We start from the raw sequence: 20,671 nt of genomic DNA, 5'->3' as shown, positions 1-20,671 counted from the left end.
GTGACCGCCATCGACATCAGCCGCCCCGCCGCTTTTTCCGCCCCGGCCCTGGAGAGCGACGACGTGCGCACCGACTGGACGCGCGCCGAGATCCAGGCGCTGTTCGACCTGCCCTTCACCGAGCTGGTGTTCCGGGCTGCCGCCGTGCATCGCCGCCGCTTCGACCCCACCCAGGTCCAAATCTCCACCCTGCTGTCCATCAAGACCGGCGGCTGCCCGGAGGACTGCGGCTACTGCTCGCAGAGCGCGCACCATGAGACGGGCCTGAAGGCGTCCAAGCTCATGGAGGTGCAGAAGGTGCTGGCCGAGGCCAAGGCCGCCAAGGATGCCGGCGCCAGCCGCTTCTGCATGGGGGCCGCCTGGCGCAGCCCCAAGGACCAGGATCTGGAATCGGTCTGCGCCATGGTCGAGGGTGTGAAGGCGCTGGGCATGGAATCCTGCGTCACGCTGGGCATGCTGAATGCCGGCCAGGCCCTGCGCCTGAAGGAGGCGGGCCTGGACTATTACAACCACAACATCGACACCTCGCCCGAGTACTACGGCAACGTCATCACCACCCGCACCTACCAGGATCGGCTGGATACCCTGGCCAATGTGCGTGAGGCCGGCATCAACGTCTGCTGCGGTGGCATCGTGGGCATGGGCGAGGATCTGACGGACCGCGTGGGCATGATCCACACCCTGGCCACCCTGCCGCAGCATCCCGAAAGCGTGCCGATCAACATGCTGATGAAGGTGGACGGCACGCCCTTGGGCGGCAAGGACGCGCTGGACGCCCTTGATTTCGTGCGCACCATCGCCGTGGCCCGCATCACCATGCCGGCCTCCATGGTGCGTTTGTCGGCCGGCCGCGAGGGCATGAGCGACGAGACCCAGGCCCTGTGCTTCCTGGCTGGCGCCAACTCCATCTTCTACGGGCCGAAGTTGCTGACCACTGCCAACCCGGTGGCCGACCACGACAAGCGGCTGCTGGCCCGCCTGGGCATGACCACCATGGACGTGGTGGAAGAGGGCGGCACCGACGAGGACCACGCCCACCACGCCGCGGATGCCTGCTCCGGGGCGTGTGGCCACTGATCATGGGCACACATGGATCGTTTCCTGACCGGAACGATTGGTTCGAGCGGGGCGGCCAGCACGTCTGGCTGCCCTACACCCAGATGAAGACGGCCTTGCCGCCCCTGCCCGTGGTGGCGACGGAGGGGGTGCGCCTGACCCTGGCCGATGGACGGCGGCTGGTGGATGGGGTGGCCAGCTGGTGGACGGCCTGCCACGGCTACAACCACCCCCACATCCGCGAGAAGGTGGCCGAACAGATGGCGCGCATGCCGCACGTCATGTTCGGCGGCCTGGCGCATGAGCCGGCCTATACCTTGGCCAGCCGCCTGGCCGCCATGCTGCCGGGCGACCTCAACCGCGTCTTCTTCTGCGATAGCGGCTCCGTCTCCGTTGAGATCGCCATGAAGATGGCGACGCAGTATTGGCTGAACCGGGGCGTGCCCGGCCGCACCAAGCTGGCGGCCTTCCGCGGCGGCTATCACGGCGACACCATCGCCACCATGGCGGTGTGCGACCCGGAGGAAGGCATGCACAGCCTGTTCGCCGGCTTGCTGCCCGAACATCTCATCCTGGACCTGCCGGTGGACGAGGAGTCGACGGCGCGGTTCGAGCGTGATCTGGCCGCCCACGCCCACACCCTGTCCGCCATCCTGGTGGAGCCCCTGGTGCAGGGGGCGGGCGGCATGCTGTTCCATGACGCCCGGGTGCTGCGCACCCTGCGCGCCGCCGCCGACCGCCATGGCCTGCTGCTGATCTTCGATGAGATTTTCACCGGCTTCGGCCGCACCGGCACTATGTTCGCGTGCGAGGCCGCCGGCGTGGTGCCCGACATCATCACCCTGTCCAAGGCCCTGACCGGCGGCACCATGGCCCTGGCCGCCACCGTGGCCAGCGACCGGGTGTTTCAGGCCTTCTGGTCGGACAACGCACAGGCGGCCCTGATGCATGGCCCCACCTACATGGCCAACCCGCTCGCCTGTGCCGCCGCCAACGCCTCCCTTGACCTGTTCGAGAGCGAGCCCAGGCTGGCCCAGGTGGCCGCTCTCTCCCGGGGCCTGGCGGTGGGCCTGGAGCCCTGCCGCGATCTGCCCGGCGTGATGGACGTGCGCACCCTGGGCGCCATCGGCGTGGTGGAGCTGGAGCGCATCGCCGACATGAACGGGCTGAAGCGGCGCCTGATCGACCGGGGCGTCTGGGTGCGGCCCTTCGGCCGCATTGTCTACCTTACCCCGTCCTACACCATGGACGCCGACGACCTGGCCTTCCTCACCCATGCCGTGGTCGACGCCGTGACCGAGCATCAGCGAGCCACCGCATGACCCTGCGCAAGCGTTCCGTCCTGATCGCCGGCCACCCCACCAGTGTCACGCTGGAGGAGCCGTTCTGGGAAACGCTGAAGGACATGGCCGTGGCGCGCAGCCTGTCGATCAACGCCCTGGTGGAGGAGATCGACGGCAACCGCGACGGCAACCTATCCAGCGCCCTGCGCGTCGCGGCGCTGCTGTGGGTGAAGGGGAAGGTCCCGGCCTGATCAACCGGCCGCCACCCCAATGGGCGGCCCGGTGGGCACCCCAATGGGCACCAACGTCACCAGCTTCACATCCGTCTGCCCTGCCAGGGCGAAGGTCAGCTGCTCATAGCGCAGGGGGCCGTCGGTCGGGTGTTCGAAGGCGCGCTCGCCACCGGCGCGGGCGGTGACGGTATGGGCGTGCCAGAGGTCGGCGAACAGGGGGCTGCGCTGGCTGAGGTCCGTCACCAGGGCCCGCATGCCGGGATCGTTCAGGTGATGGCTGTAGTCCACGCGGAACTCCGCCACCACCCGCCGCGCCCGTTCCGCCCAGTCGGGGATCAGGGCCTGGGCGGCGGGGGCCAGGAACAGGTAGCGCAGTTGATTGCGATCCTCGCCGTGATCCAGCCAGCCGATGAACAGGCGGGCCGCCGCCGCGTTCCAGGCCAGGGCGTTCCATTGCCGGTCCAGCAGATAGGCCGGGTATGGGACGCCCCGGACCAGGGCGTCCAGCGCCGCCGGCACCGGCGCGTCTTCCCCGGCGGCGGCCCCGTCCGGGTCGCGCTTGCCCGCCAGGTCGAACAGATAGGCCCGCTCCGCCGCCGACAGGCGCAGGGCCACCGCCAGGCGGCCAAGGGCGGCGGGAGAGATGGAGACGTCGCGGCCCTGCTCGATCCAGGTGTACCAGGTGACGCTGACGCCGCTCAGCTGCGCCAGTTCCTCCCGCCGCAGGCCGGGCGTGCGGCGGCGGGGCCCGGGCGCCAGGCCCAGGGCCGCCGGTGACAGCCGTTCCCGCTGCGCCCGCACGAACTCCCCCAGCTCGCGCCGTTTCGAGGTGTCCAGGATGTCCATGGGCGCGGGCCTTTAAGGTAAGGTGGTAGCGATTGATACCAGTATAAACCTGGATCTGGTACCAGTTTAAGGTTCTGTCACCCTGGCGCTCCACCCCGCCGAACCGGGGCAGCTTTGACTAAGAAATGGAGTAGGGAATGACCACCCAGCACGCGTCTCAAACGGTTGGGAGCCGCGACCAGGAATCGCTGGTGGCTGGCCAGTTCGGGCCACAGGCCGCCGCTTATGTCGCCAGCGCCGTCCACGCCCAGGGCGAGGATTTGCGCCAGCTGGCCGACCTGGTGGCGGGCAAGGGCTATAAGACGGCGCTGGACCTGGGATGTGGCGGCGGCCATGTCGCCTTCACCGTGGCGCCGCACGTGGGCCAGGTGGCTGCCTGCGACCTTTCGCCCGACATGCTGGACGCCGTGGCGGCGGAGGCCGGACGGCGGGGCCTGGCCAATATCGAGACCCGGGTGGGCCGGGCCGATGCCGTGCCAGCGCCAGAGGCGCATTTTTGCGCGGTGTTCAGCCGATACAGCGCCCACCACTGGCCGGACCTGGGGGCGGGCCTGAGGGAGGCGCGGCGGGTGGTGAAGCCGCGCGGCATCGCCGTCTTCATGGATGTGGTGACGCCGGGTCAGCCGCTGCTGGACACCTTCCTGCAGTCGATCGAACTGCTGCGCGACCCGTCGCACGTGCGCAATTATTCGGTGGCGGAATGGCGGGCTGCACTGGCTGACGCGCGGTTCGAGGTGGGCCGCGTGACGCAGCGGCGCCTGCGCCTGGAGTTCGCCAGCTGGATCGCCCGCATGAGTCCGCCAGACAGCCACGTGGCGGCCATCCGGTCCCTGCAAGACCGCATGGCGGACATGGTGCGCAGCCATTTCGCCATCGAGGCCGACGGCACCTTCACCCTGGATACAGCGACGTTCGAGGCCGTCCCGGTTTGATTATTGGAAAGTCCTCAGTCGCCGGGCGCCCGCATCCGCGGGCTTGGCTTCCTCGCTTTCCAGTCCGCCTTCGGCTTCCCGGAAAGCTCCGGCGGATGCGGTCGCATCCTACGGCGGCATGAGGCGAAAGCTCATGCCGCCGCTAGCTTTTGAAAAACGCGGCGGCGGCGTTCAGCGAGGCCTGCTTGGCCTTGATGGCGTCGTCCACCCGCGCGATCTCCGCCTCCAGGCTGTTGCGGTATTCGCGCAGTTCGCCCACCGACAGGCGGGCGATGTCCAGGAAGCTGCTGGGGCGGCTCGGCGGCGGGGCGATGTCGTCGGTGTCCATGGGGCGGCTGCCTTTCCTGTGGAGGGTCGGCCCTCCGGCGTGTCGGTTGTCACTGTGCCGCCGGGGGCCTACATGGTGCAAGACCCCAAGCGGCGAGGGGGCCATCCCCCGCCGGACGTAGTCGTGGAGATCCTGCAACCATGCGTGCCATCGCCATCACCCAACCCGGCGGTCCCGAGGTTCTGAAGCCTATCGAGCGGCCGACGCCGCAGCCGGGCCCGGGCCAAATCCTGATCCGGGTGGCCGCCGCCGGCGTCAACCGGCCGGATTGCCTGCAGCGCGCCGGCAGCTATCCGCCACCCCCTGGTGCATCCGACCTGCCGGGGTTGGAGGTGGCGGGCACCGTCGCCGCGCTGGGCGAGGGGGTGACGGGCTGGACCGTGGGCGACGCGGTCTGCGCCTTGGTCAACGGTGGCGGCTATGCCGACCATGCCGTGGCGCCGGCCGGCCAGTGCCTGCCCGTGCCGGAAGGCTTCAGCATGGTGGAGGCGGCCGCCCTGCCGGAAACCTTCTTCACCGTCTGGACCAATGTCTTCGACCGTGGCCGGCTGGCGGCGGGGGAAAGCTTCCTGGTCCATGGTGGCACCAGCGGCATCGGCACCACGGCCATCCAGCTGGCCAAGGCCTTCGGCGCCCGCGTCTTCGCCACCGCCGGCGGGCCGGACAAGGCCAAGGCCTGTGAGGACATCGGCGCCGAGCGCGGCATCGACTATAAGGCGGAGGATTTCGTCGCCGTGGTGAAGGAGGCGACGGGGGGCCGGGGTGTGGACGTCATCCTGGACATGGTGGGCGGCGACTATGTGCCGCGCAACATCGACGCCCTGGCCGACCAGGGCCGCCACGTGACCATCGCCTTCCTGCGCGGGGCCAAGGTGGCGCTGAACATGGCGCCGGTGATGACCAAGCGCCTGATCCTGACCGGATCGACGCTGCGCCCGCGTTCGGCGGAGGAAAAGGCGGCCATCGCCGCCAGCTTGGCGGAAAAGGTGTGGCCGCTGCTGGCGCGAGGAGAGGTTCGCCCGGTCATCTTCAAGACCTTCCCCTTGGAAGAGGCGGCCTCGGCGCACGCGCTGATGGAAAGCAGCGGCCATGTCGGGAAGATCGTTTTGACAGTTTAAGGTCGGGAAAAGGCCGCGACAAGTGAGGCCCAGCCCATAAAAAGGCGTGGCCTCGCCCGTCGCGTGCCTCTATATAGCTCATGTACGCGTCACAGTTTTCCGTCCGGCTGCGTGGGGCCTTCAGCCCGCGCGACGGGCGGATATTGCTTTTCGCGACCTTGTTCACGGGTTTTGATGCGTGTTGGCGGGGATTTCCGCCACGGGTTAGGAGGAAGCATGGCACTGCCCTTGATGCCGAAGGCGACCGCGGTCTGGCTGGTTGAGAACACCGCGCTGTCCTTTGAGCAGATCGCCGAATTCTGCGGCATGCACTCGCTGGAAGTGCAGGCCATCGCCGATGGCGAGGTGGCGATCGGCATGGTCGGGCGCGATCCGGTGGGCAACGGCGAGTTGACCAAGGATGAGATCGAGCGCTGCGAGAAGAACCCGGACCTGAAGCTGCAGATTCGCATCCACGACCTGCCGCAGCCGATCGCGCGTGCCAAGGGCCCGCGCTACACCCCGGTGACCAAGCGCGGCGACAAGCCCGATGGCATCGCCTGGCTGCTGAAGAATCATCCGGAACTGTCGGATGCCGCCATTTCCCGCCTGATCGGCACCACCAAGCCGACCATCGCCGCGGTGCGCGACAAGACCCACTGGAACACCAGCAACATCAAGCCGCGCAGCCCCGTGCTGCTGGGCCTGTGCAGCCAGCGTGAGCTGGAGGCGGCCCTGTCCCGCGCCCGCCGTGGCCTGCCCGAGCCGGAGCTGGAGACCACCACCCTGCTGGAAACCGCCGAGGATCGTGCCCTGGCTGAACAGCAGGCGGCGTATGACGAAGAGCACGAGGGCGAAGAGACCGAGGACTGATCCCAGGTCTCACCCAGCGCTGAATAAAAAAGGGCGGCCCCGCGAGAGGTCGCCCTTTTTCTTTTCCAAACGTTTCGCGCTCGCCCCACCGGCATGAGCGCTTCATGCCGGTGGTGGCCTGCGACCGCAGGCGCCGGACCTTTCCGGGGAGCGTCAGCGGACCGGAAAGGGAGGACAAGCAAAGGCCGGATGGCCTGCCGGCGTCTGAGGAAAACGATTAAGCAGCACTCGGCCAGTCCGTGTAACCCTTGGCGCCGCCGCCGTAGAAGGCTTCCTGCGGGGCCTGCGCCAGGGGCGCGCCGGTCTTCAGGCGGTGCACCAGGTCGGGGTTGGCGATGAAGGGGCGGCCGAAAGCCACCATGTCGGCGCGGCCCTCGGCGATGGTGCGGGCCGCCAGGTCGCGGTCATAGCCGTTGTTGGCGATATAGCCGCCGCCGAACTTCCGGCGCAGGGCCTGGAAGTCGAAGTTCTGGGCGCCGTTGGGACCGCGCGTCTGGCCTTCCACGCAGTGCAGGTAAGCCAGGTTCAGCTCACCCAGCCGCTCGGCCAGGAAGCCGTAGGTGCCGTTGGGGTCGCTGTCCAGCGGGGTGTTCCCCGCCGCCTGGGTGATGGGCGACAGGCGCACGCCCACACGGTCCGATCCCCAGATCTCGGCCACGGCCTGGGCCACCTCCACCGTCAGGCGGGTGCGGTTCTCCACGCTGCCGCCATAGCGGTCGGTGCGGTGGTTGGTGCTGTCGCGGATGAACTGCTCCAGCAGGTAATTGTTGGCGGAGTGCACCTCCACCCCGTCGAAACCGGCGGCCTTGGCGTTGCGGGCGGCGTTGCGATAGTCGTCGATGATGCCGGCGATCTCCGCCGTCTCCAGGGCTCGGGGCGGTGAGGGCTGGGCGAAGCCGCCCTCGACATAGGTCTCGCCGCCCGCCTGCAAGGCGCTGGGCGCCACCGGCGCGGCCCCGCCCTCCTGCAGGCTGGTGTGGGAGATGCGGCCCACGTGCCACAGCTGCAGCACGATGTGGCCGCCGGCCTGGTGTACGGCGTCCGTCACCGCCTTCCACGCCGTCACATGCTCCGGCGTGTAGATGCCGGGCGTATAGGCGTAGCCGCGCCCCTGGCGCGAAATGTTGGTGGCCTCGGTGATGATCAGGCCTGCGGTGGCGCGCTGGCGGTAATAGTCTACGGCCAGGGGTGTGTGTACCCCGTCCATGCCGGCGCGGGCGCGCGTCAGGGGCGCCATGGCGATACGGTTGGCGACGGGGATGGCGCCGATATGGGCGGGCGCGAAAAGATCGGGAGTGGTGGTCATGGTCGAACCCGTTCCTTCTGGGGATGGCTTGAGAGGCCATGGTTAACGGCACGCCCATGAACATAGGTCCGCGACGGTGCCGCTTTTAGCCCGCTGTTGTGACATGACCCTTCGCGATCGGGAAATAATGGTGGGTTCGTACCGGGCGGCGTCGTTTCATCCAAAAACAATTCCGGTGGACGGCGGCGCCGGCGCGGCGCTACATCCCAGCATCATGACCAACGCCCCCTCCCGCCTCATCGTCGGCATCAGCGGCGCCTCCGGCGTGCGATACGGCGTGCGCCTGCTGGAAACGCTGCGCCCCCTGCCCATCGAGACCCACCTGGTGATGAGCCGGTCGGCGGAGATGACGCTGGCGCATGAGACGGATATGAAGCCCGCAGACGTGCGGGCCCTGGCGGACGTCAACCACGCCGTTGCCGACGTGGGCGCCGCCATCTCCAGTGGCAGCTTCCGCACCCTGGGCATGGTCATCGCGCCCTGTTCCATCCGCACCATGAGCGAGATCGCCACCGGCGTGACCTCCAGCCTGCTGACGCGGGCGGCGGACGTGGTGCTGAAGGAACGGCGGCGCCTGGTGCTGATGGTGCGCGAGACGCCCCTGCACCTGGGCCATCTGCGCACCCTGACGGCCCTGGCCGAGATGGGGGCCATCATCGCCCCGCCGGTGCCGGCCATGTACATCCGGCCGGCCAGCGTGGACGAGCTGGTGGACCATACCGTCGGCCGCATCCTGGACCTGTTCGACATCGACGGCGGCCGCCTGCGCCGCTGGGGCGAAGCGCCGCCCGAGGATACCGAGATCGGGTGAGAGGACTCCCGGAGCTCAAAAGAAAAGAGCGCCGCGGGGCCCGCGGCGCTCCAGACTGCTGACAAAGCCCTCGCCTATGGCGGGGGCTTTTGATTCAATGTCTTTATGCTGAAGCCGCCGACGCCCTCACAGACGGAACTGGAGATGGTGACGATCACGTCGCTGGTTCCGTCGGACCACCTGCTGCGGAAGATCGACGCAGCGCTGGACTTCACCTTCATCCGGGATCGGGTGGCGCCCCTTTATTGCCCAGACAACGGGCGTCCAGCACTGGACCCGGTGGTTTTGTTCAAGACGCTGTTCATCGGCTATCTGTTCGGCATCCGCTCGGAGCGTCAGCTGATGCGGGAAGTTGAAGTGAACGTTGCGTACCGCTGGTTCCTGGGGCTTCGGCTGACGGACAAGGTGGCGGACGCCTCGACCTTGAGCCAGAACCGGCGTCGTCGGTTCCGGGACAGCACGGTCTATCAGGACATCTTCGATGAGATCGTGCTTCAGGCGGTGCGGGCTGGGCTGGTTGACGGGATGGTGCTGTACACGGACAGCACGCACCTGAAGGCCAACGCCAACAAGAACAAGTACGACCTGGCGATGGCGGCGAAGTCGCGGGCAGACTATCTGGACGCGCTGGACCAGGCGATCGACGCGGATCGGGCGGCGCACGGCAAGGGGCCGCTGAAGGCGAAGGAGCGGGAGCCGGAGGTCAAGGAGACCAAGATCAGCCGTACCGATCCGGATGCCGGCTACATGGTGCGGGACGGCAAACCCAAGGGCTTCTTCTACCTGGACCATCGGACGGTGGACAGCCGCCACGCCATCATCACCGACAGCTTCGTGACGCCTGGCAACGTGCATGACAGCATTCCCTACCTGGCCCGGTTGGACCGGCAGCGGCAACGCTTCGATCTGGATGTGCGGTACGTCGGGCTGGACGCGGGTTACTCCACCGCCGGCATCGCCAAGGGCCTGGAGGACAGGGGCATCGAGGGCGTGATCGGCTACAGCCGGCCCACCCATCGCCAAGGGTATCTACGCAAGCGGGACTTCAAGTACGACCGGGAGGTTGATGTCTACCGCTGCCCTGAAGGCCAGGAGTTGCGCTACGCCACCACCAACCGGGAAGGCTACCGCGAGTACAAGAGCGACCCGGCCCTCTGCCGCACATGCCCTTTGCTGGCCTCCTGCACCAGCAGCGCCAACCATACCAAGGTCGTCACCCGCCATGTCTGGCAGGACGCCAAGGACCACATCCACGAGAACCGCCAGACACCCTGGGGCAAGAAGGTCTATGCCAGGCGCAAGGAGACGGTCGAGCGCAGCTTTGCCGACGCCAAGCAGCTTCATGGCCACCGCTACGCCCGCCTGCGTGGCCTCGCCAAGGTCACCGAACAGTGCCTGCTTGCCGCCGCTGCCCAGAACATCAAGAAGATTGCAACCATCCTGGCCCGCTGGCGTGGGACAGACGGCCTCGGACCTAACCGCAAGCGCTTCATCCACGCGCTCAACTGCTTAATCAGCGAACTCCTGGCCGCCTTCCGCCTCTTCCACCCTGCTGCCATCTGAAAACCGCACAAAACCAAACCCCGCCGAAAATCGACGGGGTTTGTCAGCAGTCTGGAGCGCCGCGGGGCCCGCGGCGCTCTTTTCTCTTTAGCCGTCCAGCTTGGCCGTCAGGCCCAGGAAGGCGGGCAGCGGATGGGTCACCACGTAGGTGGGGATGGGGCCCAGATAGTCGCGCATGCGGCCCTTTTCCACGAAACGCTTGCGGAAGCGGCTATGGGTGAAGAAGGACAGGATGCGCGGCGCAATGCCGCCGGCGATGTAAACGCCGCCGCGTGCGCCGATGGACAGGGCCAGGTTGCCGGCCACGGTGCCCAGCATGCCGCAGAAGGTCTCCAGCGCCTCGATACAGGCCGGATCGCCGGCGTGGGTGGTGGCGGCCGCCGTGACCTGGGCGGCGGTCAGGCGCGCCGGCTCCTTGCCATCGGCCAGGCACACGGCCTCATACAGGTTCACCAGGCCGGGGCCGGACAGCACGCGCTCCGCCGACACATGGTCGAACTGCTTGCGCAGCACTGCCAGGATGGCCGACTCCCGGTCATTCACCGGGGCCATGGTGACGTGGCCGCCTTCCGTTGCCAGCGCGGTCCAGCCGGGCTGGCCGTTGCTGCGCTTGCGCGGGATCAGGGATGAGACGCCCAGGCCGCTGCCCGGGCCCAGGACGGCGATGGGCGCGTCCGCCACGGGCGCACCGTCCCCCACCTGCGCCCGGTCGTCGGGGCCCAGGGCGGGAATGGACAGGGCGACGGCGGTGAAGTCGTTGACCACCTCCAGCCGGTCCAGCGACAGCGAGCGGCGCACGCCGTCGATCGAGAATTCCCACGGCAGGTTGGTCATGCGGATGCGGTCGCCGGTCACGGGGCCCGCCAGGGCGATGGCGGCCTGCTTGGGCCGGGCGCCCGGCGCTTCCAGCGCCAGATAGGCCTCCGCCGCTGCTTCCAGTGAGGGATAGTCGGCGCAGGGCAGGATGCGCACGCCCGAGATGCTGGCGGCGTGGGCGTCGTGCGGCGCCGTTTCCGAGGACTCGGAGAGGGCAAACCGGGCGTTGGTGCCGCCGATGTCCGCCAAAAGCGAGAGGCCCTGCATGGGTGACGCCTTCCTTTTCCGTTTCCTTCCCGTTCCAACGACCCGGCGGCCTTATGCCCGGCCGCCGGGGTGCGTACCCCATTATACAGATAGGGTGTGCGCCCGGGGGGAAACCCCGCCCACGCGCGTTTTCGCATCCGACTTAGAGCGTGGCGGAGACAGCGCTGTCAATATCATTGGTGTAAGAAAATTGGGGCACCGAGCCCTCCTGCGATGTAACGCAATTACACGATTTTCTCTTGAATCAATGTGTTGCGTCGCACAACGGTCGGGGTAAGCCGATTTTCAGCGGCCAGAGGCAATAGCCTGAATAATCAAGATTCTTCGGCCAAGATGCATTTTCCGCTTGATCAAGCGGGTCCTGATCGGCATATTGTGCAGTGCGACATGGCCGCGATTGTGGTTCTGTCGTAACGCACTTCTTGGGCGTTTCCTCCCTAAACTCAAGGCCGCGCCTATTGGCGCGGCCTTCTTTATTTCCGGGTCTCGGGCCCTCCCGCCGACGTCCGCTGGGTGGAGGCCCAACTACCCGACTACCCTGCGCCCCAAGCGACGCGGACTGTTTTCGGGCCCCGGCCCTCATGCGGCCGGTGAGCCGCCCCGGTCGCCGGTATCGCCCCCGCCGCCGGCGAAGGTGAACCCCACCGCTCCACTGGAACGCTTCATTCCCCCGCGCCGTCGCGCCCATCAGCGGCAGGGGGAAGAAAATTTTCGATTTGATGAAACAGAAGGGTTGCCAGCCGGTTCGGGCGATGCTACACAGCCGCCCACGCCGATGACCCCGGTAACGGGGCCCCGCAAAAATCGGTGGATTTCGAAGGATGGGCGCGTAGCTCAGCGGGAGAGCACTACCTTGACATGGTAGGGGTCACAGGTTCAATCCCTGTCGCGCCCACCATCCTTCCCCAGAAAAATCAGTATGTTAAAGCCGCGACGGGCGACCGGACGCGGCTTTTGTGTTTCTGGTCTGAACAGGATCGACGTTGCCCGCCGGGCTGTGCCCCGAGGCGTGGCCCGCCCGCATCCCCGACGCTCAGGGACACGGGCGGAACCGCCCATCAGCGTCTCCGATCAGCGGCCCTTGGACAAGAAGGCCTGGAAGGCGGCCTTGGCCTCCGGGCTGGTCAGCGCCTGGGCGAAGAGGGTGGCCTCACGCGCCATGGCCTCCAGCACCTGGGGCGTGTCATGGCGCATCAGGGCCTTGGTGTTGGCCATGGCCGCGCGCGGCTTGGCCGCCAGCGCCGCCGCCTTGGCCGCCGCGTGCTCATACAGTGTTTCAGACGGGATGACGGCGTTGATCAGGCCCGCCGCCTCCGCTGCGTCGGCCGTCAGCGCCTCACCCGCCATCAGCATGGCGGCGGCGCGGGGGTGGCCCAGCAGGCGGGCGGCCAGCACGCTGGATCCCGCCTCCGGCACCAGGCCCAGGCTGACGAACGGCATGGCGAAGTGGGCGGTGGGGGCGGCGTAGACCAGGTCGCAGTGCATCAGCAGGGTGGTGCCCACGCCCACCGCGTGGCCTTCCACCGCCGCCACCACGGGCTTGGGGAATGTCGCCAGCGCGTGCAGGAAGCGCATCACCGGGGTGTCGGCCGACAGCGTGGGGCTGGCCAGGAAGTCCGCCAGGTCGTTGCCGGCGGTGAAGCTGCCGCCCGATCCCTGGATCAGCACCGCGCCCACGGCGTCATCCGTGGCGGCGCCGGTCAGCGCCTCGGCCAGGGCCGAATACATGGCGCCGGTCAGGGCATTGCGCTTTTCCGGGCGGTTCAGCACCAGGGTGCGGACGCCGTTCCCGTCCTCCACCAGGACCGCGGCTTGACTCATCTTCTCATCTCCCAAGGTGCCCCCGGCGGCGACGCCTCAGGCGCCCGGCTCCGGGGTTAGTGATTGCTTATCCCGGGATGCTGCCGCAGCCGGGCACGGCGGGCAAGGCTTGCATGATGACATTCACTGGGATGATCCGCCCCGCGGACGTCAAGCGCGCCGGAACCATCCGGCCGCGGCGGCGGTTGGAAAGGGCGTTGGGTACGCCGCGTGCTTGTTCAAGGCTGTTAACCCAATCTTTAGATGTCCCGGCAAAAGATGACAGCGTGGTGAACGGGGCGCGTCGGATTTGTTGCCTCCCACCACCTTACTCTGGGCCAAGTCCGGCGCCGATATGTGGCCAGGACGGTACTGAAAGGGGACGGGCGATGGGTTCATTCTCTTCTGAGTCGGTCGACCTGCTGCGGGCCTACACGGCCCAGGCCAACCGCTACCCCATGCTGTCGCCCGAGCGAGAGCTTGAGCTTGCCAACCGCTGGACCCTCAACCAGGACCAGCGCGCCGCCGACGAACTGGTGCACAGCCATATGCGCCTGGCGATCAAGATCGCCTCCCGTTATGCCCGGTCCGGCCTGCCCGTGGGCGACCTGGTGTCGGAGGCCAACATCGGCCTGGTGAAGGCGGTGCAGCGATTCGACCCGTCGCGCGGCTTCCGCCTCGCCACCTATGCGCTGTGGTGGATCCGGGCGGAGGTACAGTCCTACGTCCTGCACAATTGGTCCATGCTGAAGGGGGGCAACACCGCCGCCCTGAAGCGCCTGTTCTTCAACCTGCGCCAGGCCCAACGCCGGCTGGGCGTCCACGACCGCATGATGACGGACGAGGAGGCGGGGCGCATCGCGGTGGAGATGGACGCCACGGTGGAGGAAGTGCGGGAAATGGAGCATCGCTTCGCGACGCCCGTCGCCTCCCTGAATGTCTCCATGGGCGAGGATAATGACCAGGAGGCCATGGACCTGCTGGCGGACGACACCGAATCGGTGGAAAGCCGTCTGGCCGAAGGCAGTGAGCTGCGCCAGCGCAAGGGCCTGATGCTGGACGCCCTGAAGTCGCTGGGCGACCGTGAGCGCCACATCTTCATTTCCCGCAACCTGGCGGACGAGCCGGTGACGCTGGAGCGGCTGGCCCAGCATTACGGCGTCAGCAAGGAACGCATCCGCCAGATCGAGACCGGCGCCTACAGCAAGGTGGCCCGCAGCGTGCGCCGCGCGGCCGAGGGCGGCACCATCACCGCCCCCATCCTGCCCATGGCGGCCAAGCGCGCGAAGTCCGGCATGGGCCGTGTGCCCACCGCCAACGACATCATGGCCCAGGCCGCCCGCTCGGCGGCGTGAGATTTAATACAGGTTCCCTCAGGCGGCGGGCGCTGGCATGCGCCCGCTTGCCTAAATCCTCGCTGCGCCCTTCGGTGCTCGCTCCGGCGGCCGCAGTCATGGCCTAGTCAAAAAATGAAAATGGCGGCGGCGCTTCAGTCTCCCGCCGCCAGCCCCTCGCGGCGGGGGTCGACGCCGCCTTCCAGGCCGGTGGCGGTGCGCTTGATGACGTGCAGGCCGCTGGGCATGGCCTTCAGCTCCACCGTCTGGCCCAGCGCTTCCAGCCCGGCCTTCAGGGATGGGGCCCAGGGGCCGCTTTCCAGGGCGGTGGTGCCGTTGCGGTTGACGATACGCGGCAGGCTGACGGCTTCCTGCGCGTCCAGGCCCCAATCCAGCGCCGCCACGATGGTTTCCGCGACATAGCCGATGATGGCCGGCCCGCCGGGCGAGCCAACCAGCAGCATGGGCTTGCCGGCCTGGTCGAAGACGATAGTGGGCGCCATGGAGGATCGCGGACGCTTGCCCGCCGCCACGGCGTTGGCCACGGGCAGGCCTGTGCCCGGGCTGGTGGGGATGAAGGAGAAGTCGGTCAGCTGGTTGTTCAGCACATAGCCGTCCACCGCCATGCCCGAGCCGAAGGCGAACTCCACCGACGTGGTGAAGGACACGGCCATGCCGCTGTCGTCCATCAAGGACATGTGCGAGGTTGACGGGATGTCCGCCTGCCAGCCGGGGCCGTACAGCGCCCCCTGCTTCTGCGGTGGCACGCCGGCGGCCACGGGGCCCTTGGCCGCGTGCGCCGGGTCGATCAGCTTGGCGCGCTCGGCCAGGTAGCTCTTGTCCAGCAGCCCCTTGGGCACGGAGACGAAGGCGGGGTCGCCGACATAGAGGTCGCGGTCGGCATAGGCCAGGCGGCTGGCTTCCACCATCAGGTGCCAGGCGGTGGGGGAGTCCTTGCCCAGGCCCTTCATGTCGAAATGTTCCAGCAGGCCCAGCATCTCCACGATGGCGATGCCGCCGGAACTGCTGGGGCCCATGCTGCACACCTTCCACTGGCGGTAGGGCGTGCACAGGGGATCGCGTTCCTCGACCTTGTAGGCTGCCAGATCCTGGATGGTGACCAAGGCCGGAGCCCCCCCGGGTGTGTTGGCCGGAAGGGCACTGTCGGCCAGATGCTTGGCCAGATCCTGGCCCAGGACGCCGTGGTAGTAGGCGTCGGGGCCCTGCGCGGCCAACACCTCCAGCGTGTGGGCCATGGCGGGGTTGCGGAAAGTCTCCCCGGCCTGCAGCGGCGTCAGGCTGCCGTCGGGCCCGGTATGGAAGAACAGGGCCAGCATGTCGGGCCGGTCCTTCAGCTGCGGCGTCAGGCCCTTCAGCAACAGGGCCAGGCGCGGGCTGACGACGAAGCCGTCGCGGGCCAGCTGGATGGCCGGCTGGAACAAGGTGGCCCAGGGCAGCTTGCCATACCGTTTGTGCGCCTCGGCCAGCAGGGCGGGGATGCCCGGCGTACCCACGGCGCGACCGCCGTCGAAGGCACGCATCAGAGGCATGGGGCGGCCGTCAGGGCCGACGAAGCGATCGGCGGTGGACCCCGCGGGCGCCGTCTCCCGTCCATCCAGGGACACCAGCTTCCTGGCCTTGGGATCCCAGATCAGCATATAGCCGCCCCCGCCCAGACCGGAGGACTGCGGCTCCACCAGGCCCAGCACCAACTGCACGGCGATGGCGGCGTCCACGGCGCTGCCGCCCTGCCGCAGCATGGCGTGCCCGGCCTCCGCCGCCAGCGGGTTGGCCGCCACCACCATGTCTGACTTGGTGCGCACCACCGGCCGTGGTGTGAAGGGTGAGGCCAGTTCCGGATCGCCGCCCTGGGCATGGGCCGGGCCGGCCGCCACCAGCGGTGCCAGGACCAGTGCGCCGGCCAGGAGGGCGGCGGTGAACGGGCGGCGGGTGGGGGCGGGGGCGGGCTGCCGGGGCTTTTTATGCATGCCGCAACAATGGCATGCCGCCGCCGGCCAGGGAACAGGGGAGAGGTGGCCCGGGGGAGGAGGGGCACGCCGCTCGCGCCCTGTTACCGCTACCATGCGGGCAAAACAAAACGCGCCGTCCGGCTGGACGGCGCGTTCCGTGTCTCCGGCCCGCGAATTAAGCTCCCCAACGCCAACGCCCGGCCGACCCCGAAAGGGATGCTGCCGGATGCCAGCGGGTCGAGGACGAACCCATCTGTCAGGAAACAGGAAATCCGGCGCCGGGGTTTCCCGGCGCCGTCAATCCCGTTCTACCAGATCGGATGGATCAGAGGACTTCCACGCGATTGGCCTGCGGACCCTTCTGACCCATGCTGGTCGTCAGGCGCACCCGCTGCTCCGGCGTCAGGGCGCGGACGCCCGAACGCTCCAGCGCGGTGATGTGGACGAACACGTCCTTCCCGCCGCCATCGGGGGTCACGAAACCGAAGCCCTTGTCGGCGCTGTAGAACTTCACAGTGCCTTCAACGGTCTCGGTCGGGCCGCTGGATTCCCAGCCACCGGCGGCACGGCGCGGGGCGCCACCACCGAAGCTGTCGCGGCGACCGCCGCCCATGCCACCGCCCATGCCGCCGCCGCCGCCACCGGGGGTGGCGGTGGACTCGTCCACGCTGTGGATGGCGGCAACCTGCGGGCCCTTCTGGCCCTGGGACAGGTCGCAATTGATGGTGGTGCCGTCCGCCAGGCTGTCATGGCCGAAGGCCTGCACGACGGAAGCGTGCAAGAAGGCGTCCGGCGACCCGTCGGACAGGGTCACGAAACCAAAACCTTTCGTGGGGTTGTACCACTTGACGGTGGCGTTGACGCCCCGGCGGGTGATCTGCGGGCTCTGCGGAGAACGGCGCTCATACATGTGATTTGAACTCGAATGTAGTCGATAAAGTGCTTGGCCGGGGGCACCGGTCGCAAGGAAAGGCCCTAACACGCGCCCCTCCCAAGCCGGATCTGGCTGCGCAGGATTCTCTCCTGTGTGGGAGCTTATACCGAAAAAAACGGGACTGCACCAGCCATGCGATGCCGGATGCCCAAGTCATTTCGGAGGTAGCTGGGCCCCGCCGGGCGCACTTGCGCCATCAACCTGAATAGGCCGCAATAACGGGTAGCAATGCTGGCGCCCGGGCCCCAGATATAGGGGCCCTCCTTTGGTCAGCCGGTGATCTTAATTTTCCACTGTTGAAGCTTGCGATAAATGGTCGATGGGCTGATTTCCAGCAGCGCCGCGGCCCGGGGCACATCGTCGCCCGTCAGTGCAAGCGCACGTTGAATCGCCTGCTTTTCCAGCTGCCACAGGGGCACGATCTCGGTTGAGGAGGCCAGCGGATCCGCGGCGGCCTGCGCGGCCGGCGTCCGCTCCGGGGACGGTGCGGCGCCAGACTCGGGCGGGTTCCGGCGCGCGGCGGTATCCACCGTGGCGCTGCGCAACGGTTCCGGCAACATGGCGCGGGTGACGGCGGCCCCGTCGTTCAGGACGACCACGTTGCGCAGGATGTTCTGCAACTGGCGGACGTTGCCGGGGAAGTCATAGGCCATCAGCGCCGATTCGGCGTCGCCGTCCAGGCGCTGGAAGGCCTTGCCCTCCTCCTTCGCCATGTCCGCCAGGAAGTGGCGGGCGATCAGGCAGACGTCGCCCTCCCGCTCGCGCAGGGGCGGCAGGTGGATGGGAACCACGTGCAGGCGATAGTACAAATCTTCGCGGAACCGGCCGGCCGCCACCTCGGCCAGCGGATCGCGGTTGGTGGCGGAGATGAAGCGGACGTCCACCTTCTCCATCTGCGTGCCGCCCACTGGCTGGAATGTGCCGGTCTGGACGAAGCGCAGGATCTTGGCCTGCAGCTCCATCGGCATCTCGCACACCTCGTCCAGGAACAGGGTGCCGCCGTCGGCTTGGCGCGCGGCGCCCGCGCGGTCGCCGACCGCCCCGGTGAAGGCGCCCTTAACATGGCCGAAGATCTCACTTTCCAGCAGGTCCTTGGGGATGGCGGCGCAGTTGATGGCGATGAAGGGATGATCGCGGCGGGGGCTGCAGCGGTGGATGGCATCGGCCGCCAGCTCCTTACCCGTGCCGCTCTCGCCCGTGAGGAAGACGCTGGCCCGGCTGGGCGCCACGCTTTCGATCAGGCGATAGACCGTCTGCATGGGGGTGGAGGCGCCGATGAAGGAATGAAAGCTGCCCCGGTCCAACTCCCGCCGGTAATGGGCGACGATGCGGGTCAGGCGCCGCCGCTCCAGGGCGTTGCGCACGGTGACGATCAGGCGGGCGGCGGTGAAGGGCTTCACCAGGAAATCGAAGGCGCCGTCGCGCATGGCCTCCACCGCCACGCTGATGGAGCCGTGGGCCGTCACCACGATCACCGGCAGGTCGGGGTGGCTCTCCCGGGCGGCGCGCAGCACCTCCAGCCCATCGATGTCCGGCAGCTTCAAGTCCAGCACCAGGGCGCCCGGCTGTCGCAGGCGCAGGCTTTCCAGCGCCTGGGTGCCCGTCTCCTGGTGCTCCACCTCGTACCCCTCGCTATGCAGGTATTCGGTGTAGACCCGGGCCAAGGGGGCGGTGTCCTCGACGAGCAGCACCCGGTTGAGATCCGACTCGGTCATGGGCCTATCTGGTGTAGCGGGTGGGATGCCCGGGGCGAAGGACAGGTGCGCAACGCAAGCGCCTGGAATCGTAGCGTATTCGCGGCGCTGGCGGCGTGAGCCAGGCAGAAGGCGGGCCAATTCCCGCCCTATCCAGGTGCCCCCAAGCCGCGCGCGCGTTTCAGCATTGCCATTTCAACCGCCACGCAATGACTGTACAATATGTTTCCGCATTAATGTTCCACGGGGCTGGTTCCACGCATGTCTGCCCAGCAGGGCTCCAAGGGTGCGGCGCTGCCACCGGCGACCTTGCCGCAAGCGACCCTGAAGGATCGCTTCGTCGCCTGGTGGGAAGGCTACGACCTGGCTGCGGTGCTCAGCCGCCGTCCGCGTGCCGATGAGGAACAGGGGGCAGGGGGCGCCCAGGGCGGTTCCGCCAAACAGTCGCCCCAGTCCGCCACGGAGCGGCGCACCCTGAACCGCTCCGGCAAGCCCCTGTGGACGGCCACCCGCGTGCAGGTGGCGGAAAAGATTTGGGGCGACGGCTACGCCACCCCCGGCGGCAACGAACACATCCCCACCCTGGTGAAGCCCCTGGGCCTGAACCCTGCCATGAGCGTGCTGGACTTGGCCGCTGGCCTGGGTGGGTCCACCCGCAGCATGGCCTCGCAATTCGGCGCCTGGGTGACGGGTTTGGAATCCAATCCCGTGCTGGCGGAGGCCGGCATGTTCCGGTCGCACAAGGCCGGCATGGCCCGCCAGGCGCCCATCCAGCCCTTCGACCCTGAAACCTTCTCCTGGCCCAAGCGCGTGGACGCCGTGTTCGCCAAAGAGGGCTTCTACACCGTCCGCAACAAGGACGGCCTACTGGACGCGGTGGAGGCGGCGCTGAAGCCGCGCGGCCATTTCCTGTTCACCGACTATGTTCTGGACAAGGCCAAGGCCAGCGGCCCCATTTTCAAGGGCTGGCTGGACCATGAACCGGTTGAGCCTCATCCCTGGACGGTGGACCAGTACGCCCAGGGCCTACAGCAGCGCAACCTGGACATCCGCATCACCGAGGACCTGTCCGACCTGCACCGCAGCCTGATCCTGACCGCCATCCAGGGGCTGGTGACCCACCTGGAACAGCACAGCATGGATCACGAGACCAAGATCGCGGTGGTGGAGGAGGTGGAACTGTGGGCCCGCCGCGTGGCGGTGCTGGATGCCGGCATCCGCCTCTACCGTTTCTATGTATTGAAGCCGGCGGATATCAGCTGATCGATTTTACGATATGACTCAGGTTGACAGCGGGGCCGGCCCTTACTATTTTCCCGGCCTCGAACCGTGATCCATCCAAGTGCCCGAGTCCAAATCATGAAGATCGTGAACTCCCTGAAGTCGATGAAGACCCGCCACAAGGCTTGCCGCGTTATCCGCCGCAAGGGTCGCGTGTACGTCATCAACAAGCAGAACCCGCGCTTCAAGGCCCGCCAGGGCTAATAAAGCGTTTCTGCCCCGTGGCCGGCTCGCCGGCCATTGGAAC

At 67.8% G+C, this 20,671-nt stretch carries 19 protein-coding genes and 1 tRNA gene; 12 read left to right on the top strand and 8 right to left on the bottom strand.

Annotated features, from left to right (window positions below; genetic code table 11):
* Genes bioB through Y958_RS09880 form a run of 3 tightly spaced genes read left to right on the top strand, consistent with a single transcriptional unit; the run spans position 1 to position 2,590 of the window.
* Positions 1 to 1,077, top strand: coding sequence for a biotin synthase BioB (gene bioB, locus Y958_RS09890; protein ID WP_425600661.1), 1,077 nt, complete (start codon positions 1 to 3; stop codon positions 1,075 to 1,077).
* 2 nt (positions 1,078 to 1,079) lie between these two features.
* A complete protein-coding gene (locus Y958_RS09885; protein ID WP_088871845.1) occupies positions 1,080 to 2,378 on the top strand; it encodes an adenosylmethionine--8-amino-7-oxononanoate transaminase in 1,299 nt (432 codons plus the stop codon).
* The gene (locus Y958_RS09880) at positions 2,375 to 2,590 is read left to right on the top strand and encodes a ribbon-helix-helix domain-containing protein (RefSeq protein WP_088871844.1); all 216 of its coding nucleotides are present in this window, start codon (positions 2,375 to 2,377) and stop codon (positions 2,588 to 2,590) included. Before Y958_RS09885 ends, Y958_RS09880 begins: the two co-directional genes overlap by 4 nt.
* Here Y958_RS09880 and Y958_RS09875 read toward each other — a convergent pair whose 3' ends face one another.
* Positions 2,591 to 3,418, bottom strand: a complete 828-nt coding sequence (locus tag Y958_RS09875; protein ID WP_088871843.1) for a helix-turn-helix transcriptional regulator — start codon at positions 3,416 to 3,418, stop codon at positions 2,591 to 2,593.
* 137 nt (positions 3,419 to 3,555) lie between these two features.
* On the opposite strand from Y958_RS09875, the gene Y958_RS09870 reads away from it, so the two are divergent.
* On the top strand, positions 3,556 to 4,350 hold the full coding sequence (locus tag Y958_RS09870; protein WP_088871842.1) for a class I SAM-dependent methyltransferase: 795 nt from the start codon (positions 3,556 to 3,558) through the stop codon (positions 4,348 to 4,350).
* 142 nt (positions 4,351 to 4,492) lie between these two features.
* Here the strand turns inward: Y958_RS09870 and Y958_RS09865 are convergent, their stop codons facing one another.
* Positions 4,493 to 4,678 (bottom strand): DUF1192 domain-containing protein, encoded by a 186-nt coding sequence (locus Y958_RS09865; RefSeq protein WP_040847295.1) that lies wholly within the window; start codon positions 4,676 to 4,678, stop codon positions 4,493 to 4,495.
* A 140-nt stretch (positions 4,679 to 4,818) separates the two neighbouring features.
* Here Y958_RS09865 and Y958_RS09860 point away from each other — a divergent pair, with 140 nt between their 5' ends.
* On the top strand, positions 4,819 to 5,796 hold the full coding sequence (locus Y958_RS09860; protein ID WP_088871841.1) for an NAD(P)H-quinone oxidoreductase: 978 nt from the start codon (positions 4,819 to 4,821) through the stop codon (positions 5,794 to 5,796).
* Between the two features lie 216 nt (positions 5,797 to 6,012).
* On the top strand, positions 6,013 to 6,648 hold the full coding sequence (locus tag Y958_RS09855) for a DUF1013 domain-containing protein (protein ID WP_088871840.1): 636 nt from the start codon (positions 6,013 to 6,015) through the stop codon (positions 6,646 to 6,648).
* A 217-nt stretch (positions 6,649 to 6,865) separates the two neighbouring features.
* Here the strand turns inward: Y958_RS09855 and Y958_RS09850 are convergent, their stop codons facing one another.
* Positions 6,866 to 7,954, bottom strand: coding sequence for an alkene reductase (locus tag Y958_RS09850; RefSeq protein ID WP_088871839.1), 1,089 nt, complete (start codon positions 7,952 to 7,954; stop codon positions 6,866 to 6,868).
* A 214-nt stretch (positions 7,955 to 8,168) separates the two neighbouring features.
* On the opposite strand from Y958_RS09850, the gene Y958_RS09845 reads away from it, so the two are divergent.
* A complete protein-coding gene (locus tag Y958_RS09845; RefSeq protein WP_088872578.1) occupies positions 8,169 to 8,765 on the top strand; it encodes a UbiX family flavin prenyltransferase in 597 nt (198 codons plus the stop codon).
* A gap of 105 nt (positions 8,766 to 8,870) precedes the next feature.
* Positions 8,871 to 10,328: an IS1182 family transposase gene (locus Y958_RS09840; protein ID WP_088871838.1), complete on the top strand. Its 1,458-nt coding sequence runs from the start codon at positions 8,871 to 8,873 to the stop codon at positions 10,326 to 10,328.
* An 87-nt stretch (positions 10,329 to 10,415) separates the two neighbouring features.
* Here Y958_RS09840 and Y958_RS09835 read toward each other — a convergent pair whose 3' ends face one another.
* Positions 10,416 to 11,411, bottom strand: a complete 996-nt coding sequence (locus tag Y958_RS09835; RefSeq protein WP_088871837.1) for a glucokinase — start codon at positions 11,409 to 11,411, stop codon at positions 10,416 to 10,418.
* An 823-nt stretch (positions 11,412 to 12,234) separates the two neighbouring features.
* On the opposite strand from Y958_RS09835, the gene Y958_RS09830 reads away from it, so the two are divergent.
* Positions 12,235 to 12,309 (top strand) — tRNA-Val (locus tag Y958_RS09830).
* 173 nt (positions 12,310 to 12,482) lie between these two features.
* Here Y958_RS09830 and Y958_RS09825 read toward each other — a convergent pair.
* A complete protein-coding gene (locus Y958_RS09825; protein WP_088871836.1) occupies positions 12,483 to 13,232 on the bottom strand; it encodes an enoyl-CoA hydratase-related protein in 750 nt (249 codons plus the stop codon).
* Positions 13,233 to 13,600: 368 nt separating this feature from the next.
* Between Y958_RS09825 and Y958_RS09820 the strand changes: the two genes are divergently transcribed.
* Positions 13,601 to 14,566, top strand: a complete 966-nt coding sequence (locus tag Y958_RS09820; RefSeq protein WP_004272212.1) for an RNA polymerase factor sigma-32 — start codon at positions 13,601 to 13,603, stop codon at positions 14,564 to 14,566.
* A 134-nt stretch (positions 14,567 to 14,700) separates the two neighbouring features.
* On the opposite strand, the gene ggt is transcribed toward Y958_RS09820, so the two are convergent.
* The 3 genes from ggt to Y958_RS09805 form a co-directional block, all read right to left on the bottom strand.
* Positions 14,701 to 16,533 (bottom strand): gamma-glutamyltransferase, encoded by a 1,833-nt coding sequence (gene ggt, locus Y958_RS09815; RefSeq protein WP_244909254.1) that lies wholly within the window; start codon positions 16,531 to 16,533, stop codon positions 14,701 to 14,703.
* Positions 16,534 to 16,840: 307 nt separating this feature from the next.
* A complete protein-coding gene (locus Y958_RS09810; RefSeq protein WP_088871835.1) occupies positions 16,841 to 17,425 on the bottom strand; it encodes a cold-shock protein in 585 nt (194 codons plus the stop codon).
* A 293-nt stretch (positions 17,426 to 17,718) separates the two neighbouring features.
* Positions 17,719 to 19,164, bottom strand: a complete 1,446-nt coding sequence (locus Y958_RS09805) for a sigma-54-dependent transcriptional regulator (protein WP_088871834.1) — start codon at positions 19,162 to 19,164, stop codon at positions 17,719 to 17,721.
* Between the two features lie 240 nt (positions 19,165 to 19,404).
* Between Y958_RS09805 and Y958_RS09800 the strand changes: the two genes are divergently transcribed.
* Together Y958_RS09800 and ykgO are read left to right on the top strand one after the other, a co-directional pair.
* Positions 19,405 to 20,406, top strand: coding sequence for an SAM-dependent methyltransferase (locus Y958_RS09800; protein ID WP_050898165.1), 1,002 nt, complete (start codon positions 19,405 to 19,407; stop codon positions 20,404 to 20,406).
* A gap of 96 nt (positions 20,407 to 20,502) precedes the next feature.
* Complete coding sequence (gene ykgO / locus Y958_RS09795; protein WP_012973122.1) at positions 20,503 to 20,628, top strand: type B 50S ribosomal protein L36; 126 nt, start codon at positions 20,503 to 20,505, stop codon at positions 20,626 to 20,628.
* Positions 20,629 to 20,671: the final 43 nt, after the last annotated feature.

It is taken from the genome of Nitrospirillum viridazoti CBAmc, from assembly GCF_000730165.1.
Classification (GTDB): domain Bacteria; phylum Pseudomonadota; class Alphaproteobacteria; order Azospirillales; family Azospirillaceae; genus Nitrospirillum; species Nitrospirillum viridazoti.
The sequence above is the reverse complement of the archived record's forward strand: the minus strand, read 5'-3'. Positions and strand labels throughout refer to the sequence as shown.